Source organism: Glycomyces sambucus, from assembly GCF_900102815.1.
Classification (GTDB): domain Bacteria; phylum Actinomycetota; class Actinomycetes; order Mycobacteriales; family Micromonosporaceae; genus Glycomyces; species Glycomyces sambucus.
In genome coordinates, this window is sequence record NZ_FNGF01000002.1 from 574,381 (window position 1) to 592,026 (window position 17,646).

The 17,646-nt window shown below is 74.1% G+C and carries 11 protein-coding genes; 5 read left to right on the top strand and 6 right to left on the bottom strand.

Annotated elements, in window-relative coordinates:
- The first annotated feature begins 80 nt into the window (after positions 1 to 80).
- Positions 81 to 1,094 (top strand): LacI family DNA-binding transcriptional regulator, encoded by a 1,014-nt coding sequence (locus BLS99_RS07835; RefSeq protein WP_091046420.1) that lies wholly within the window; start codon positions 81 to 83, stop codon positions 1,092 to 1,094.
- A 178-nt stretch (positions 1,095 to 1,272) separates the two neighbouring features.
- Positions 1,273 to 2,940: a sialidase family protein gene (locus BLS99_RS07840; protein ID WP_091046422.1), complete on the top strand. Its 1,668-nt coding sequence runs from the start codon at positions 1,273 to 1,275 to the stop codon at positions 2,938 to 2,940.
- A 51-nt stretch (positions 2,941 to 2,991) separates the two neighbouring features.
- Here BLS99_RS07840 and BLS99_RS07845 read toward each other — a convergent pair whose 3' ends face one another.
- The 3 genes from BLS99_RS07845 to BLS99_RS07855 form a co-directional block, all read right to left on the bottom strand.
- Positions 2,992 to 4,779, bottom strand: coding sequence for an ABC transporter ATP-binding protein (locus BLS99_RS07845; protein ID WP_091046425.1), 1,788 nt, complete (start codon positions 4,777 to 4,779; stop codon positions 2,992 to 2,994).
- 51 nt (positions 4,780 to 4,830) lie between these two features.
- Complete coding sequence (locus BLS99_RS07850; RefSeq protein WP_091046430.1) at positions 4,831 to 5,889, bottom strand: glucose 1-dehydrogenase; 1,059 nt, start codon at positions 5,887 to 5,889, stop codon at positions 4,831 to 4,833.
- A 96-nt stretch (positions 5,890 to 5,985) separates the two neighbouring features.
- Positions 5,986 to 6,915: an NAD-dependent epimerase/dehydratase family protein gene (locus tag BLS99_RS07855; RefSeq protein ID WP_091046432.1), complete on the bottom strand. Its 930-nt coding sequence runs from the start codon at positions 6,913 to 6,915 to the stop codon at positions 5,986 to 5,988.
- A 118-nt stretch (positions 6,916 to 7,033) separates the two neighbouring features.
- Here BLS99_RS07855 and BLS99_RS07860 point away from each other — a divergent pair, with 118 nt between their 5' ends.
- Positions 7,034 to 7,600 carry a TetR family transcriptional regulator gene (locus tag BLS99_RS07860; protein WP_091046435.1) on the top strand — a complete coding sequence of 189 codons (567 nt, stop codon included), beginning with the start codon at positions 7,034 to 7,036 and terminating at the stop codon, positions 7,598 to 7,600.
- Positions 7,601 to 7,603: 3 nt separating this feature from the next.
- Here BLS99_RS07860 and BLS99_RS07865 read toward each other — a convergent pair whose 3' ends face one another.
- Together BLS99_RS07865 and BLS99_RS07870 are read right to left on the bottom strand one after the other, a co-directional pair.
- A complete protein-coding gene (locus BLS99_RS07865; protein WP_091046441.1) occupies positions 7,604 to 8,668 on the bottom strand; it encodes a saccharopine dehydrogenase NADP-binding domain-containing protein in 1,065 nt (354 codons plus the stop codon).
- A 57-nt stretch (positions 8,669 to 8,725) separates the two neighbouring features.
- Positions 8,726 to 10,423: a D-apionate lactonase family protein gene (locus BLS99_RS07870; RefSeq protein WP_091046444.1), complete on the bottom strand. Its 1,698-nt coding sequence runs from the start codon at positions 10,421 to 10,423 to the stop codon at positions 8,726 to 8,728.
- A 192-nt stretch (positions 10,424 to 10,615) separates the two neighbouring features.
- Between BLS99_RS07870 and BLS99_RS07875 the strand changes: the two genes are divergently transcribed.
- Both BLS99_RS07875 and BLS99_RS07880 read left to right on the top strand, forming a co-directional pair.
- Complete coding sequence (locus tag BLS99_RS07875) at positions 10,616 to 11,830, top strand: cytochrome P450 (RefSeq protein ID WP_245712183.1); 1,215 nt, start codon at positions 10,616 to 10,618, stop codon at positions 11,828 to 11,830.
- 43 nt (positions 11,831 to 11,873) lie between these two features.
- Entirely contained in the window at positions 11,874 to 12,854 is a 981-nt protein-coding gene (locus tag BLS99_RS07880; protein WP_091046450.1) for a phosphotransferase family protein, read from the top strand.
- Positions 12,855 to 12,902: 48 nt separating this feature from the next.
- Here the strand turns inward: BLS99_RS07880 and BLS99_RS07885 are convergent, their stop codons facing one another.
- Positions 12,903 to 17,501, bottom strand: coding sequence for an ATP-dependent helicase (locus tag BLS99_RS07885; RefSeq protein WP_091046454.1), 4,599 nt, complete (start codon positions 17,499 to 17,501; stop codon positions 12,903 to 12,905).
- Between the last annotated feature and the right edge of the window lie 145 nt (positions 17,502 to 17,646).

Here is a 17,646-nt window from a genome sequence, read left to right on the forward strand (position 1 = left end):
AACACTCCCTTGTGTGATTTTCCAACGTGTGCAAAACCTAGCACCCCTTTGCCGACGTTGCAAACGGTAGGATGGGCCGTATGCCGGCAACACTTCGCGACGTCGCCGAACTGGCGCAGGTCTCCGTCCGCACCGTCTCCAATGTCGTGAGCGGGTACGCCCACGTCAGCGAGCGCATGCGCCAGCGCGTGCTCGCCGCGATAGAGGAGCTCGACTACCGCGCGAACCCCGTCGCGCGCACCCTCCGCACCGGACGCACGGGGATGCTCGCGCTCGTGGTGCCCGAGATCGACGTACCGTACTTCAGCGAACTGGCCCGGGACGTGATCGACGCGGCCGCCGAGTTCGGTTACCGCGTGATGATCGACCAGACCGGGCACGACCACGAGCGCGAGCGGCGCCTGCTCATGGGCGACGACCGCACGATGCTGTTCGACGGCATCCTCTTCAGCCCCCTCGTGACCAAGTCCGAGCTGCTCGACATGCACCGCTCCGAGCACATGCCGCTGGTGCTGCTGGGCGAGCACGAGTTCGACGGGCGCTTCGACCACGTGGCGATCGACAACGTGCGGGCCGCGCGGGACGCGGTGGCGCACCTGGCGGCGTCCGGGCGGACCAGGATCGCCGCGATCGGGGCGCAGCCGCTGGAGGAGTACTCCACGCCGCTGCTGCGCACCGCCGGATACGAAGCGGCCCTTGAGGAGGCGGGGCTGGAGGCGCCGCCGGAGTACGCGACGCCGGCGCCGCACTACAGCCGCACTGACGGGTACGGGGCGGCGACGGCGCTCCTGGCGCTCTCGCCGCGGCCGGACGCGATCTTCTGCTTCTCGGACCTGCTGGCGGTGGGGGCGATGCGGGCGGTGTTCGACGCCGGGCTCAGCGTCCCCGAGGACGTGGCGGTGATCGGGATCGACGACATCGAGGAGGGCCGGTTCGCGCGGCCGTCGCTGTCGACGGTCTCGCTGGACACGCCGTTCATCGCGCGCGAGGCGGTCCGGCGGATCGCGGCGCGGATCGACGACCCGTCGGCCCCGGCCGAGGAGGTCGTGGCGCCGCACCGGCTCGTGGTCCGCGAGAGCACGGCGGCCGTGTAGCGGGCACCGGGACGACCGGGAGCACGCCCCGCATCGAAGAACGTCGACGCCCCCGCCCGCCTGGGCCGGGGGCGTTTTGTCATGGAAACCGCCTCTTGCAACGTAGGCAAATTCCTGGCATGGTGTTTGCAACGTCTGCAAAGCAGCAGGCGCTCCATCTCCACAGGAGGCAACCCCCATGACGGTGACAAGACAGTGGGCCGCCAAGGCCCGCCGCTGGGCCGCCCTGCTCGCGGTCGCGGTGCTCGCCGCGGCCGGGGCGCAGGCCCTCATCGCCGCCCCGGCCGGGGCCGCGTACCCGGGCACGGTGCTCTACTCCCCCAACCTGGGGACCTACCCGAGCGGCACCGCCGGCTACCCGCGGGCCATCGGCCTCGAACACGACGGCTCCGCCAACGAGACCATGCTCGCCACGTTCGCCAAGGGCGGGCACAACGCCCCCACGAACCTGCCGATCTACCGCAGCACCAACGGCGGGACGAGCTGGACCCAGATCAGCACCATCAACTCGAACACGCCCGGCTGGGACCTGGAGGCGCCCACGCTGTTCGAGGTGCCGCGCAACATCTCCGGCCTGAATGCGGGCGACCTGCTCGCGGCCGGCACCGCCTGGGACGTCGGGAACTACTCGGCGCAGAAGGTGGAGGTCTTCAAGAGCACCAACGGCGGCACCACCTGGACGTTCCTGTCGAACTGCACCCAGACCTCGGGCGAGCCGAACACGTGGGGCCACGGCATCTGGGAGCCCACGTTCCTGGTGGCCGACAACGGCACCCTCGCGTGCTTCATCTCCGACGAGCGCCCTTCCAACGGCGCCACCAACAACCAGAAGATCGCGCACTACACCTCCACCAACGGCGGCGCGACCTGGAGCTCCGGCATCCAGGACGACGTGGTCTTCCCGGCCGACAACCTGCTGCGCCCGGGCATGCAGACCTTCGCCGAGCTGCCCGACGGGCGCTTCGTCATGAGCTACGAGCTGTGCCGCGACGCCACCAACGCCGACCACGCGTGCGAGGTCTACATCAAGTACTCCGACGACGGTCTGAACTGGGGCGCCGCGGGCGACCGCGGCACCCTGGTGCAGACCTCCGACGACCGGGAGCTGCTGCACACCCCGTACGTCTCGTGGACGCCCGCGGGCGGTCCGAACGGGACGCTGCTCATCTCGGGCCAGCGCGTGGTCGCGGGCCCGACCGGGAACAAGGCCGTCCTCGCCGAGTCCGGGACCGTGCTGTTCGCCAACCGGAACCTCGGCGCGGGCGACTGGTTCGAGGCGACCACGCCGGTCACCGTGAACCCCACGGGCGGCTACGCCTCCGGCGTGCCCTCGTGCCCCGGCTACTCGACGCCGGCGATCCCGCGCGAGAACGGCACCAGCTACCTGTACCTGGCCGCGACCTGGCTGGGGCAGAACAACCAGTGCGAGGTGCGGTTCGGCATCGGCACGGTGCCCGGCGCGACGGGCGCGGTGGTGAACCCGCAGACGGGCAAGTGCCTCGACGTGGACACCAACACCGCGGCGAACGGGAACGCGGCGCAGATCTACGCGTGCGGGGTGGCCTCGGGCCAGGACTGGTCGCGGTACGCCGACGGCTCGCTCCGCGCGTTCGGCAAGTGCCTCGACGTCGACGCGCAGGGCACGGCGAACGGCACCAAGGTCCAGCTCTGGGAGTGCAACGGCTCGGGGGCCCAGATATGGACGCCGCAGTCGAACGGCTCGCTGCTCAACCCGCAGTCGGGCCGCTGCCTGGACATCTCGGCGGGCGGCACCGCCGACGGCACGAAGCTCCAGATCTACGACTGCAACGGCCTCTGGACGCAGGTGTGGAACCTGCCCGCGTAGGAGGGTGAACTGAAGGGCGGGCCGCATCCGCGGCCCGCCCTTCAGTGTCGATCAGCGGGCGCCGGTCTGGGTCAGGTGCATGTGGGCGTAGCGGCCGTCGGCGTCGAGGAGCTCGGTGTGGGAGCCCTGCTCGGCGATGCGGCCGCGGTCGAGGACGACGATGACGTCGGCCTGGCGGATGGTCGAGAGCCGGTGTGCCACCACCAGGGTGGTGCGGCCCCGCATGAGCCGGCCCAGGGCCTCCTTGACCAGCTCCTCGGCCTCGGGGTCGAGCGCGGAGGTGGCCTCGTCGAGGAGGAGGACGCGCGGGTCGCGCACCAGCGCGCGGGCGATGGCGAGGCGCTGGCGCTGGCCGCCGGACAGCCGCGCGCCCCGCTCGCCCACGACGGTGTCGAGGCCGTCGGGCAGGTGGCGCACGAACTCCCAAGCGTTGGCGTCCTTGAGGGCCGCGACGATGCGGTCCTCGCCGGCGTCGGGCATCCCGTAGCCGACGTTCTCGCGGATGGTGCCCTCGAAGAGGACCGACTCCTGCGGCACCACCGAGGTGAAGCGGCGGGCGGTGCGCAGGTCGAGCTCCTGCATGTCGGTGCCGTCGAGGAGGATGCGGCCCGAGGTGGGCCGCACGAACCCGAGGACCAGGTTGAGCAGGGTGGACTTGCCCGAGCCGGAGGAGCCGACGAACGCGACCGTGGTGCCGGCCGGGATGTCAAGCGAGACGTCCTGCACCGCTTCGGTGTCGGCGCCCTCGTAGCGGTGCGAGACGTGTTCGAGGACCAGGCGGCCCTCGACGGCGGCGACGGGGCGCTTGCCCTCGTTCTGCTCGATGTCGGGGTCCTGGAGCACCTCGGCGATGGACCGCACGGACTCCATGCCGCGGGCGCCGATCGGGATGAGCATGAGCAGGTTCGTCAGGCCCTGGGTGAGCAGCGCGAAGTAGGTCGACAGGAGCACGACCTCGCCGGGGCTGATGGGGAGGAACCCGGTGAGGGCGAAGACCGCGGCGAGGCCGAGGCAGCCGACGCCGAGGACCTGCATGGTGACCCACGAGATCGAGGCGACGTGCCCGTTGAGCATGTCGAGGTGGAGCCCGGCGCGGCGGACGCCGTCGGCGCCGCTGGCGACGCGCGAGACCGCGGTCTGCTCCAGGCCGTGCGCGCGCGTGACGGGGATGAGCGAGGCCATCTCGCCGACCTGGGCGGCGAAGCCCTCCATCTCGCGGCGGAACCGCTCGTTGCGGGCGCGCGAGCGGCGCTTGAGGGCCGCGCGCAGGCCGATCGCGATCGGGACGGTGAGCGCGTAGATCGGCAGGAACTGCGGGACGGCGATGGCGGTCATGGTGATCGCGCCGGTCAGGACCATGACGGACGACAGCAGCGGGTGGGTCATCTGCTGGAGCATCTGCTCGATGTTCTCGACGTCGCGCACGACCTTGTTCTGGACGATCGAGGCGCTGGTGCGCGTGTAGTAGCCGATCGACAGGCTCTGGAGGCGCGCGGCGAGGGCGTTGCGGAGGTCCGCGCCGGTGTCGCGCACGACGGTCATGAAGTTGCGGGTGTACACGATGTGGTTGGGGTAGTTCTGGATCAGCAGGACCACGGCCACGGCCAGCCAGCCGAGGACCGCGGTGACCGAGCCCCCGGTGGAGACGAGGTCGATGATCGCGGCGGTGACCACCGGGAGGAACCACAGCGGGACCTCCTTGACGGCGAACGCGGCGAACGCCGCGGTCAGCCGCCAGGGGCGGCGGCGGAGGAGGCGGAGGACCGATCGCGCCGGACGGGCGCCTTCGAGCATTTCTGCCCGGTATGCAGCACTATGAGCAAGCGCTTTCTTATGCATGGCTCGATCGTACGTACCTGCCGCCCGGCTGGCAATCGCGGAAACCCACCGCTACGCGGCCCCTTCGATGTCGATGACGACCTTGACCTCGCCGGACCCGGCGTGGAACGCGTCCTGGTACTCCCCGAGCGGGACCCGCTTCGTGATGAGGCCCTTGAGGAAGTCGCGGTCGGACTCCGCGAGCGCCGTCGCGGCGCGCGCGCAGTGGTCGAGGTTGGCGTTGACCGAGCCCACGACCACGTCGTTCTCCAGGACGATGTCGCGGTTGAGGCTGCCCGCGTCGATGTTCATGCGCCGGCCCGCGGGCGAGACCCCCGTCAGGCAGGTGACCCCGAACGCGCCGTTCGCGGCCATCGCGTCGAACACCAGCGCCTCCGAGCCCGTGGCCTCGATGACGATGTCGGGCACCACCTGCTCGAGCGCCTTCGGCAGGCCCTCGTAGTGGTAGGTCGCCCCGAGCGCGCCCACCAGCTCGGGCTTGTGCCCGTCGGGCGCGCGGTCGAGGACGTGGACGTCGAGCCCGCGCTGGGCGCCGATGAGCGCCGCGAGGAGCCCGATCGGGCCCGCGCCGGTCACCAGGACCGACTTCGGGTCGAACCAGGACCGGCCGCCGACCTTGTCGATCTGCTCCCACGCCTTGACGAGCACGCTCATCGGCTCCAGGAGCACCCCGACGTCCGCGAGCGAGGGGTCGAGCCGGACCGCGTACTCGGCCTCGACCGTCCACACCTCGCTCGCGTAGCCGTGGATCTCCTTGATGCCGCGCTCGGTGTAGTTCCCGTTGCGGCAGTTGTCGAACAGGCCGCGCGCGCACGCGCCACACGGCTCGGGGTCGGGGCGCCGGACCACGCCGACGACGAGGTCGCCGGGCGCGAACCCGCTCCCTTCGGGGGCCTCGCGCACGCGCCCGAGCGACTCGTGCCCGATGATGAGGCGGTCCGCGCCCGGCGGCGCCCAGCCGTAGTCGCCGTCGGCGAGCTCGCGGTCGGTGCCGCACACGCCCAGCGCGACGGCGTCGACCAGCAGCTCCCCCGGACCGGCCACCGGCTCGTCGACTTCCTGCAGCGACAGCGAACCCTTGACGCCCGGCTCGACGGTCAACGCGCGCATGGCATCCACCTCCCCATTCAGCCCCGAAACCACCCCAGTATGCGTGCTCGGGGCGGATCTATCCGGCGCTTGGGGAAGTAGCCGCCGGCGCGGGGCCTATTCGCTTCCGGACGGACGGGCCGCGAAGTAGTGGCCCTGCTCCAGGTCCTCCAGCAGGCCCGGACCGGTCGGCTTCCAGTCGAGGACCCGGCGGGTGGCGGTGCTCGACGCGGCGCGGTCGCTGCCGGCGAAGGCGGCGAGCCATCCGAAGTGGGCGCCCGCGTCCTCGGGGGCGATGGAGGCGGTGGGGACGCCGAGGCGGCGACCGATCACGGCGGCGATGTCGCGGACCGGGACCCCTTCGTCGTCCACGGCGTGGAGCGTCGTGCCCGCGGGGGCGCGCTCGATCGCGAGCCGCACGAGAGCGGCGGCGTCGGAGCGGTGCACGGCGGCCCAGCGGTTGGCGCCCTCGCCGAGGTGGCCGGAGAGGCCGCGCTCGCGGGCGACGGCGACGAAGGCGGCGACGAAGCCGTAGTCGCCCTCGCCGTGCACGGTGGGCGGGAAGCGGAGCACCATCGAGCGGACATCGCGCTCGGCGAGGCCCAGGACGTACTCGGCCACGGCGAAGCGGGCGTGCGGGCCGGTGGCGCCGGGGTCGGTCTCGTGGCCGTCGGCCTCGGTGAGGACCGCGCCGTCGGACACGGGCGCGCCCGAGGCGGCGGCGAACGCCTTGCCGGTGCCGGCGAGCGCTTCGCCGATCGCCTCGACGGCGGCGCGGTCGGCGGCCACGGCCTCGTCGAAGCGGCCGGTGAACGCGATGTCGTGCTTGAAGGCGAGGTGGACGACCGCGTCGGCGGCGAGCGCGGCGTCGCGCAGGACGTCGAGGTCGTCGAGGGTGCCGCGCCGGACCTCGGCGCCGGCCGCGGCGAGCGCGGCGGCGGAGGCGTCGGAGCGGGCGAGGGCCGTGACGCGGTGCCCGGCGCCGAGCAGTTCGGGGAGCACCGCGGAGCCGATCCAGCCGGACGCGCCGGTGATGAAGACGTGCATGAGGAGACCTCCTGGTAGGGCCGGGCGGACCCGGCCTGATGTCAGTTCCTGACATGAACCTTGCGACTTGAACCGTAGCACGGTGACGTCAGTGTCTGACATCGGTAGGATCGGCGGCATGGGACGGTGGGAGCCGAACGCGCGCGGACGCCTCGAGGAGGCGGCTCTGGCGCTGTTCACCGAGCGCGGATTCGAACAGGTCACCGTCGCCGAGATCGCCGGGCGGGCCGGGCTCACCGAGCGGACCTTCTACCGGCACTTCGCCGACAAGCGCGAGGTGCTGTTCCCCGACGCGAACCCGCTGGTGACCGGCTTCGACAAGGCCCTGGAGGAGGCGCCGGACACCGCGGAGCCGATGGCGACCGTGTCCGTGGTCCTCGACGCCGTCGCCGCGTTCTTCGAGGGCAGGCACGACTACTCGCGGCGCCGCCACGCGGTGGTCGCCGCCAACGCCGAGCTGCGCGAACGCGAGTCGATCAAGCTGTCGACACTGGCCGAGTCGCTGGCCGAGGGCCTGCGCAAGCGCGGCGTGGCCGAGCCCGCCGCGAGCCTCGCGGCCGAGTCGGGCGTGGCGGTCTTCAAGGTCGCGCACGCCCAGTGGCTCGCCGAGTCCGAGCCCCGCGACCTCGGGGTCCTCATGCGCGAGGCGCTGGCCGCGCTGCGGGACGTGACCGGCGCCGGATAGGCGTCAGAGCCCGAGCACCTCGTCGAGGCGCGCGGCGCGGGCGTCCATGTCGTCGAGCGCGAGCGGTTCTGCCAGGTCGGGGGCGACCTTCGCCACGGCCTCGCGGGCGGCGTCGGTGAAGTGGACGGTGCCGTCGGCGTCGACGCGCGCGACCCCGTCGCCCTCGGCCAGCCGCTCGTTGAACGCCACCGCGTCCTTGAGGGACTGCCCGCGCGGGAGGTCGAGTTCCACCGCGCCGCTCTGGATGCGCACCGGGTAGCCGCCGGGGAGGCCGTTCGGCGCGGGCACGGACCAGCGCAGCACCTTGGACTCCGGCAGCAGCGCTTCGAGGACGGGCAGCGTGGCGGCGGCGGTGAGGAAGTTCCAGCGCAGGCCCGGGTCGATCCCGGGGCCGCGGTAGGCGGCCCCGTCGTCGCGGCGGCCCTCCTCGCCGAGGAAGACGCGGCAGCGGCCCTCCTCGCCGGGGTCCTCGGAGGTCATGACGCCGGTGAGCTGCGAGTGGTGGCCGACGACGCGCACCAGCGGCGGGATGACGCCGTTCGCCTCCTCGCGGAGGACGGCGCGCACGCGGCGGAGCATCATGCCGGCGTTCCCGAGGCCGAGCGCGGGCGCGAGCCCGATGCGCTCCAGGACCGGGCCGGTGACGTCGGGGAAGGACAGGTTCGCGACCGGCGCGGCGAGTCCGGTCTCGCGGACCGCGCGCATCACGTTGCGCACCACGGGGACCTGGTAGGGCAGGCGGATGCCGAGCCCCGCGGCCACGACCGCCGCCGCGGCCGGGTCGGCGCGGTCGGCGAGCCCCCACGGGCTGCGCAGCGAGGCGCACTGGACGACGAGGTCGGGGCGGGTGCGCTCCAGGAGCGCGGCCACGTCCTCGAAGCGGGTCGCGTCCAGCGGCGCGGCCTCCACGAGGGTGTCGGACGCGCTCGCGACGACCGCGGCGACCTGCCGCAGGTTCGCCTCGGAGCGGCTGGCGACGACCACCCGCCCGACGAACCCGCTCGCGGCGAGACCGGCCGCGACCCGGTCCCCCATGTCGCCCAACCCGATGACCAGCGCAGTGCTCATGAGGACGATCCTAAAGCACCACTCACGTCGCGCGCCGGGATCGGCCGCGGCAGTGCCTCAGTCGATGACGGCCCAGCCCAGGGGGCCGAGGAAGAGCTTCAGCTCCTCCTCGCCGAACGCGATGGCGAACGCGCGGGGGCGGCGGTCGAGGTTGGCGACGGCGATGCGGACGCGCGAGCCGGTGCGCGAACCGAGGGCCCAGATCAGCTCGTCGGGGGTCTCGGCCCACAGCAGCTCCCCCGCCGACATCTCGTCCAGGGTCTCCAGGACGGCCGCGACCGGGTACGCGTCGCCCGCGGCCGAGCGGACGCCGCGCGGGCCCCACTCCTCGTACCAGGCGAGGCCGCCGACGCCGGGCACGGCGAGGGCCGCGGCTGCGGCGATCGTCCAGGCGGTGAGGGGGTCGTCGGCCTGGCGCGGGTCGGCGGCGCCGGTGAACTCGGCGCCGTAGCCGTCGGCGAGGTCGGCGCGGGTGGACATGAGCGGCGCGCCCGCCGCGGCGCGGGGCCGCAGCGTGACCGGTCCGATGAGGACGAGGCGCCCGCCCGCCGCGGCGACGGCCTGCCGGGCGGCCAGGCGCTGCACCGGGACCGATTCGAGCAGGTGCTCCGTGCCGGCGTCGCAGGTCAGGGGCGCGACGCTGAAGGCGACGGCCTCGGCGTCGTCGGGTACCGCGTCCGGGTGGCGGAGCAGGTCGGCGAGGTCCCCGCGGGTGCCGGCGACGAGCGGCGGGCGGAGCCCGGCCTGGTCCAGGGCCGCGCGGAGGGCGGCGAAGACGGCGGGGTTCGCGGTGCGGGTGTCGGGGTCGAACGCGGCGATACGCGCGATCGCATGGGGCGCGAGGAAATCGGTGAGGATCGTGAGGTCCGAGCCGGACCAGGGGACGGTGACGCGCACGTCCAGGGGCAGCCCGGCGCTCGCGGCGCGTTCGAGCGCGGCGGGCCAGTTCGGGGTGCGGAGGTCGAGTTCGACGAGGACGGTGCCGCCGAGGAGCGGCAGTCCGGGCGCCGGGTCGGCCTCGGAGGACGGTGCGGTGGCGGCACCGAGGGCGATCTCGGGGAACAGGCCGCCGGGGACGAGCACGATGCGGGGCTCGGCACCGGTCGCGGCGGCGGGGCCGCGTGCGGTCGCGGTGAGCGTGAGGGTCTGGCGGAGGCGGTCGCCCGGGGCGAGGTCGTGCGGTTCGGACCGCGGACCGGTGGCGAAGGCGGCGCCGGTCCACTGGCGACGGTCCTCCATGGCGAACGCGGCGCCGGTGCACGAGAGGTCGACGGCGAGGCCGTCGTGCTCCCAGGCGAGGGCGGCGATGTCGGTGATCCGATCGGTGACGATGCCGGCGGGGAACCCGGTGTCCGCGGTGGTGCCGTCGGGGCGGCGGACGCGCAGTGCGGTTCCGGCCAGCCGTGCGGGGTGGAGGGCGGTCAGGCCGGTGCCCTCGGTGGTGCAGGGCGCCTCGGCTTCAGGGTCCGGCGCGAGATCGAGGGTGATCGCGAGCGCGTCGCCTTCCGGTGCGGCCGTGAGCGTGCCGGCGAGCGGGGCGCCGTCGCATCGCACGGAGAGGCGGAGCCGGTCGGTGTCGTCCAGGACCTCGGTCTGCCAGGTGAGGTGGTTGCCGTCGCGGTCGCGGCCGGTGAGGCCGACGGCGCGGAGGACGCGGCGGTCGTCGTACCCGATGTCGGCGAGTTCCCCGCCGCGCCGCTCGATCGACCAGGGGCCGTGGCGCCAGGGCGCGGATTCGGTCTGCCAGGTGCGCATGCCAGAGGGTAGCCGTCCGGTGCCGATCGGTTGACGGGGTGTCGCGGTGCGCGGCGGGTCCGGTCACAGTGCGTGCCTCCGGTCGCGTTGGGCGGCTTGTGAACGCGCCAGGGGGGCTTGCGGTCACGCATATACGTATATTATGTTTATACGCAGAAAGGCACCGCACTTCGTCCCCAAGAGGAGACCCCCGTGACCGACACCGTCCCCTACGGCATCCCGCTCGACCGCGAGTCCCGCTACGACCCGCCCGCCGCCCTCATGGCCCTCCACCGCGAGGCGCCCCTGCGGCGCCTGCGCTACTTCCCCGACGGCACCCTCGGCTGGATCGTCACCGACCACCGCCTGGGCCGCAAGGTCCTCGCCGACACCCGCTTCAAGTCCCGGCTGACGGCCCCGATCAAGGTCCCGATCCCGATGCCGCAGGTCGAGGCCATAGGCGACTACGAGGGCCCGCTGCCGGTCACGCCCGGCATGTTCATCGAGATGGACGGCGCGGACCACACCCGCCTGCGCCGCAAGCTCACCGGCGTCTTCACCGTCCGCCGCATGCGGCTGCTGGAGCCGCGCGTCGCCGAGATCGTGGAGGAGCGCCTCGACGCGCTGGAGGCGGCCGGCGGCGGGGCGGACCTCGTGGCCGAGTTCGCGCTCCCCGTGCCGGCCCTGGTGATCTCCGAACTCCTCGGGGTGCCCCGCGCCGACCAGGAGCGCTTCACCACCGACGCCGCCACGGTCATGACCATGACCGTCTCGGCCGAGGAGAAGGCCGAGGCGAGCATGCGCATCATGGGCTTCATCGCCGAGCTCGCCGCCGCGAAGCGGGCCGAGCCGCAGGACGACCTCCTGTCCGACCTCGCCGCCGATGCGGAGCTGAGCGACGAGGAGGTCATCGGCATGGCGATGCTCCTGCTCGTCGCCGGGCACGAGACCACCGCCAAGATGATCGGGCTCGGCACCATGGCGCTGCTGGAGAACCGCGACCAGTGGGACCTCCTGCGCGAGCGGCCCGAGCTGATGGCGAACGCCGTGGAGGAGCTGCTGCGGTACGTCGGCGTCATCCACACCGGCATCATCCGCCAGGCCGGGGAGGACTTCGAGTTCGAGGGCGAGCGGATCGCCGCCGGGGAGTTCATGACCGTCTCGGTGCAGACCGCCAACCGCGACGGCGCGCACTTCGACGAACCTGACGTGTTCGACGTGGCCGGAGACGCCAAGGGCCACATGACCTTCGGCCACGGCGTCCACCAGTGCCTCGGGCAGCAGCTGGCCCGGGTCGAGATGCGCATCGCCTTCGAGCACCTGATCCGGCGCCTGCCGGGCCTGCGCCTGGCCGTGCCCGCCGCGCAGGTGCCGCTGCGGACCGACCAGAACTTCTACGGCGTCGGCGAGCTCCCGGTGACCTGGTAAATCCACTTGGTCCGGTCCCCGGCCCGGGCCTAGCCTGGAGCCGATGAAGACCGCATACACCGGCGAGGAGGCCGCGCAGGCGATGCGCGGCCTGCTCGGACCGGTCACCGAATGGACGCCTCTGACCGGAGGCGAGGTCTCGCAGGCGTTCGCCTTCCGCGCCGACGGCCGCGACCTGGTCCTGCGGCTCGCCCCGCGCCGCGACGGCTTCGACCGGGACGCCTGGGCCGCGGCGCGGCTGCGCGACACGCCCGTCCCGGTCCCCGAGGTCGTGCACGTCGGGCCGGTCGGCGAGGACTCGGCCGGCGACAGCACGGAAAGACACGGCACCTTCGCCTGCGTCTCCGAGCGGGTCGCGGGCGAGCACCTCACCGGCGCCGATCCGGAGGTGCAGCGGCGCATGGCGCCCGCGGTGCGGGCCCTCGTCGAGGACATCGCCGCGGTGGACCTCGACGGCACCGCGGGGTTCGGGTCCTTCGACCCCGCCACCGGGCGCGCGCCGCACGGGACGTGGGCCGCGCAGCTGCGCGCGCTCCTCCCCGAAAGCTGGGACGGCCTCGGCCACCCCGAGGACGCCGCCATGGCCGCGGAGCTCGCCGACACCGCCCACGGCATCGCCGCCGGGCTCCCCGAGGTCCGCAAGCTCATCCACGGCGACCTCGGCCCCGACAACTTCCTGGTCCGAGACGACCGCATCGCCGGGGTCTTCGACTGGGAGGCCGCGATGTTCGGCGACCCGCTGTGGGAGCTCGCCAGGTACGTCCTGTGGGCGCCGGCCATGCCGAGCACCCGCGTCCAGGCCGACCACGACCTCGACCTCCTCGCGGGCGAGCCCGGGATCGAGGAGCGGCTGCGCTGCCTGGTGATCGTCAACGGGCTCTGGGCCCTGGAGTTCTACCGCGCCTCGGGCCAGGCGGGGCCGATGGAGTTCATGCTCAACCGCCTCAACGGCTTCCGCGGTCCGACGCTCCCGGTCGACACCGGCCGGCAGGACTACTGGATGCGCATCGGCAGGCGCCGCTGACCGGCGACGCGCCCGCGTTGCGCGGAGCCGGCGTCCCTGCGCTGCCCCCTAGGGCCGCAGGCGGAATCCCTGCGGCGTGGCGTGGAACCCGGCCCCGCGCAGGGCGGGCGCGAGCGGCGATCCCGGCGCGAAGGCGTCGTTGACGCGTTCGATGTGGAGGGTCCCGGCGCGCCCGGCCCGAACCGTTTCGGCGAGGGCCGTGGTGGCGGCGTTCAGGCGCGGGTCGTCCTCGATCTGCCCTGCGGGCCAGGCGAGGAGGCTCTTGCCGCCGCGTTCGAGGTAGAGGGCGAGCTCGCCGCCGACGAGGACCACGAGCGCCCCGGCCTTGCGGCCCGGCCGGTGCCCGGTGGCCGACTCGGGCCAGGGCAGGGCGGCGCCGTAGGCGTTCGCGGGGTCGGCCGCGGCCAGGACCACCGCGGGGCCGAGGCCGCCGCGGTCGCGGTCGGCGGCGGTGGCGCGCAGGCGGTCCACGGCCCCTTCGACCGCGAACTGGGCCGCGCCGAGGCCGTCGACCACGTAGCCGCGGCGGGCCTTCCCGGACTCCTCGAACGCCGAGAGCACCCGGTAGACCTTTGCGAAGCCGCCCTCGACGCCCTCGGCCGCGACGGCGCCGCGGGTGACCACGCCGTGCCGGTCGAGGAGCGTGTGGGCCAGCGCGTGGGCGCGGACCGTGGGGTCGGGTTCGGGCGCGGGCAGGAGCGACCAGCGGCCCGCGACCGTGGGGCCGCCCGCGGTGGCCTGCTGGTTCAGGCCGCGCCAGCCGCCGCCGTAGCGGGCGCGCGGGGCCGCGCGGCGGGTCCGGTGGGAGGTCGACCCGGGGGTGCGTCCGGCGCCGAGGAGGGCGCGCAGGGGCGCGAGCGTGTCGTTGGTGAGGCGCCCGGACCAGGTCAGGTCCCACAGGGCCGCGGTGAGGTCGGCCTCGGTCGCGTCCTGGTGGCCGTCTGCGCGGACGCGGTCGGCGAGCTGGCGGAAGAAGAGGCCGTGGCCGCCGTCGAGGGCGGCGAGGAGGGCGCCGTGGAGGCCGGTGGCCTCGCGCTCCTGGGGCGGCGGGAGGAGGAGCGGGGCGGTCTCGGCGAGGGCGAGCGCGATCCAGCCGTCCTGCCCGGGCAGTGCACCCGCGCCGGCCCACACGACTTCGCCCGCGGCGGTGAGCTCGTCGAGCATCGCGGGGCGGTAGTCCTCGACGCGGGCGGGGAGGATGAGTTGCTCCAGGGCCGAGGCGGGGACGGCGGCGCCTTGCAGCTGCTCGACGGCGCGGGCGAGGCCGTCGACGCCTTCGAGGCGCGCGTCGGCGCCGGTCTCCTTGTCCCCCAAGTGCTGCCAGTGGGGCAGGAACTCGGCGAGCGCGGCGGGCGGGACGGGTTCGAGCTCCTTGCGCAGGGCCGCGAGGGAGCGGCGGCGCAGGCGCCGCAGGACGGCGGCGTCGCACCATTCGAGGTGGTCGCCGCCGGGCCGGAACTCGCCTTCGACGAGCTTGTCGGGGGCGAGGCGGCGGAGGGCGGATTCGGCGACGGCGGGGCCGAGGCCGAAGCGGGCGGCGGCTTCGGCGGTGGTGAAGGGGCCGTGGGTGCGGGCGTAGCGGGCGAGGAGGTCGCCGAGGGGGTCGTCCACGGGTTCGGTGAACGCGGCGGGGAGGTCGGGGATCGCGGTGCCGAGGGCGTCGCGCAGGCGCGCGGCGTCCTCCACCGCGGCCCAGTGGGTCCGTCCGGCGATGTCGGCGCGGAAGGCGCGGCCGGCGTCGGCGAGGGCGATGGCCCAGGCGGGATCGGCGCCGCGTGCGACGAGTTCGTCATCGGTGAGGGGGCCGAGGACGCGGAGGAGGTCGGCGACGCCCTCGGCGTCGCGGGCGCGGCGGTCCTCGGTGCGCCACTGGAGTTCGGCCTCGACCTGGGCGAGGACGTCGGGGTCGAGGAGGTCGCGGAGCTCGACCTGGCCGAGGAGGTCGGCGAGGAGGCGGGAGTCGAGGGAGAGGGCGGCGGCGCGGCGTTCGGCGAGCGGGGTGTCGCCTTCGTACATGAACTGGGCGACGTAGCCGAAGAGGAGGGAGCGGGCGAACGGCGAGGGCTCGGCGGTGGTGACCTCGGCGATGCGGATCTCACGGGACTGGAGTCCGGCCATGAGCTCGGTCAGGCCGGGGACGTCGTAGACGTCCTGGAGGACTTCGCGGACGGCCTCCAGGATGATCGGGAACGTCGGGTACTGCCCGGCGACCTCCAGGAGCTGGGAGGAGCGCAGGCGCTGCTGCCACAGGGGCTGGCGCTTGCCGGGCTGGCGGTGCGGTAGGAGCAGGGCGCGGGCGGCGGCCTCGCGGAAGCGGGAGGCGAACAGGGAGGTGCCGGAGACGGCGGTGGTGACGAGCCCGGCGACCGCGTGGTGGTCGAACAGGAGGTCGTCGGCGCCCAGGGGGGCCTCGGCGGCGTCGGTCTCGGGCAGGCGCAGGACGATGCCGTCGTCGTGGTGCATGAGCTGGGGGTCGACGCCGTGGCGGGCGCGCAGGCGCTCGCCGAGGGCGAGGGCCCACGGGGCGTGGACCTGGGCGCCGAACGGGGAGTGGACGACCACGCGCCAGTCGCCCATCTCGTCGCGGAAGCGCTCGACGACGATCGTGCGGTCGTCGGGCACGAGGCCGGTGGCCTCGCGCTGCTCGGCGAGGTAGGCGATGGCGTTGCGGGCGGCCCAGTCGTCGAGTCCGGCGGCGGCCAGGCGCTCGTGCGCGGCGCGGTCGTCCATGCCGGCGAGTTCGCGGACGAACGCGCCGAGGCCGCGGCCGAGTTCGAGGGGGCGGCCGAGGCCGTCGCCGTGCCAGAACGGGAGGCGGCCGGGCACGCCGGGCGCCGGGGTGACCATGACGCGGTCGCGGGTGATGTCCTCGATGCGCCAGGAGGAGGTGCCGAGGGTGAAGACGTCGCCGACGCGGGACTCGTAGACCATCTCCTCGTCGAGTTCGCCGACCCGGCCGCCGCCACGCCCGGTGGCGGCGCCCGCCAGGAAGACGCCGAAGAGGCCGCGGTCGGGGATGGTGCCGCCGGAGGTGACGGCGAGGCGCTGGGCGCCGGGGCGGCCGGCGACCGTTCCGGCGGTGCGGTCCCACACGACGCGGGGGCGCAGTTCGGCGAAGGCGTCGGAGGGGTAGCGGCCGGCGAGCATGTCGAGGACCGCGGCGAACGCGGAGTCGGGGAGGGTCGCGAAGGGGGCGGCGCGGCGGACGAGTCCGAGGAGGTCGCCGACGTCCCACTCGTCCATGGCGGCCATCGCGACGATCTGCTGGGCGAGGACGTCGAGGGGGTTGGCGGGGACGCGCAGGGCCTCGATGCGGCCGTCGCGCATCCGCTCGGCGACGACGGCGGACTGGATGAGGTCGGAGCGGACCTTCGGGAAGAAGACGCCGCGCGAGACCGCGCCGACCTGGTGCCCGGCGCGGCCCACGCGCTGGAGGCCGGAGGCGACCGAGGGCGGGGCCTCGACCTGGACGACGAGGTCGACCGCGCCCATGTCGATCCCGAGTTCGAGGCTGGAGGTGGCGACGACGGCGGGCAGGCGCCCGGCCTTGAGGTCGCCTTCCACCTCGGCGCGCTGCTCCTTGGAGATCGAGCCGTGGTGGGTGCGGGAGAGCACGGGCGGGGCGCCCGCGGCGGCGCCCGAGCCGCCCATGGTCGCGGCCGGGCCGTGGTCCTCCGGGAGCGGGGCGCCGTGGCGGCGCTCGTACTCGATCTCGTTGAGGCGGTTGGAGAGGCGTTCGGCCACGCGTCGGGCGTTGGCGAAGACGATGGTGGAGCGGTGGGCCTCCACCAGGTCGACGATGCGCTCCTCGACGTGGGGCCAGATCGAGCCGGTCCGGCGCGGGTCGGGCGAGGAGGGCGCGGCGGGGGCGTCGCCGAGTGCGGACATGTCCTCGACCGGGACGACCACGCGCAGGTCCCAGCGCTTCTCGGAGGGCGGCTGGACGACCGCGACGTCGCGGCGCGGGGAGAGGAAGCGCGCGACCTCGTCGACGGGCCGGACCGTCGCGGACAGCCCGATGCGGCGGGCGGGCTGATCGAGGCGGGCGTCGAGCCGTTCGAGGGACAGCGCGAGGTGCGCGCCGCGCTTGGTCCCGGCGACGGCGTGGACCTCGTCGAGGATGACCGTGGTGACGCCGGCGAGGGCGTCGCGGGCGCCCGAGGTGAGCATGAGGAACAGCGACTCGGGCGTGGTGATGAGGATGTCGGGCGGCCGGTTGGCGATCGAGCGGCGCTCGTTCTGGGGCGTGTCGCCCGAGCGGATGGCGACGCGGATCTCGGGGAAGTCCAGGCCGAGGCGGCGGGCCTCGGCGCGGATGCCCTCCAATGGCGCGGCGAGGTTGCGTTCGACGTCGACGCCGAGGGCCTTGAGGGGCGAGAGGTAGAGCACGCGGCAGCGGCGCTTGGGCTCGTCCGGGACCGGCGCCGTCGCGAGCGCGTCGAGCGCCGACAGGAACGCGGCGAGGGTCTTGCCCGAGCCGGTGGGGGCGACGACGAGCACGTCCCGGTCCTCCCCCAGGGCCGCCCACGCCCCCTGCTGGGCGGTGGTGGGGGCGCCGAAGGCGCCGGTGAACCAGGAGGCCGTGGCCGGGGAGAACCGGGCGAGCGAGGCGTGGGGCTGGGCTGCGCGCGGCGCTCGTTCGGACATGGGCTCAATGGTGCCCCTGGGGACCGACAAGAGTCCCGGGTTCGCGCCGAGAACCCTCGGGACGGCGTGTCAAGAGGCCGTATGGATCGCCGGGGCGGGTGTCAAGAACGCGTATGGATTCCCGTAAATACGGCCAGGACAGGGC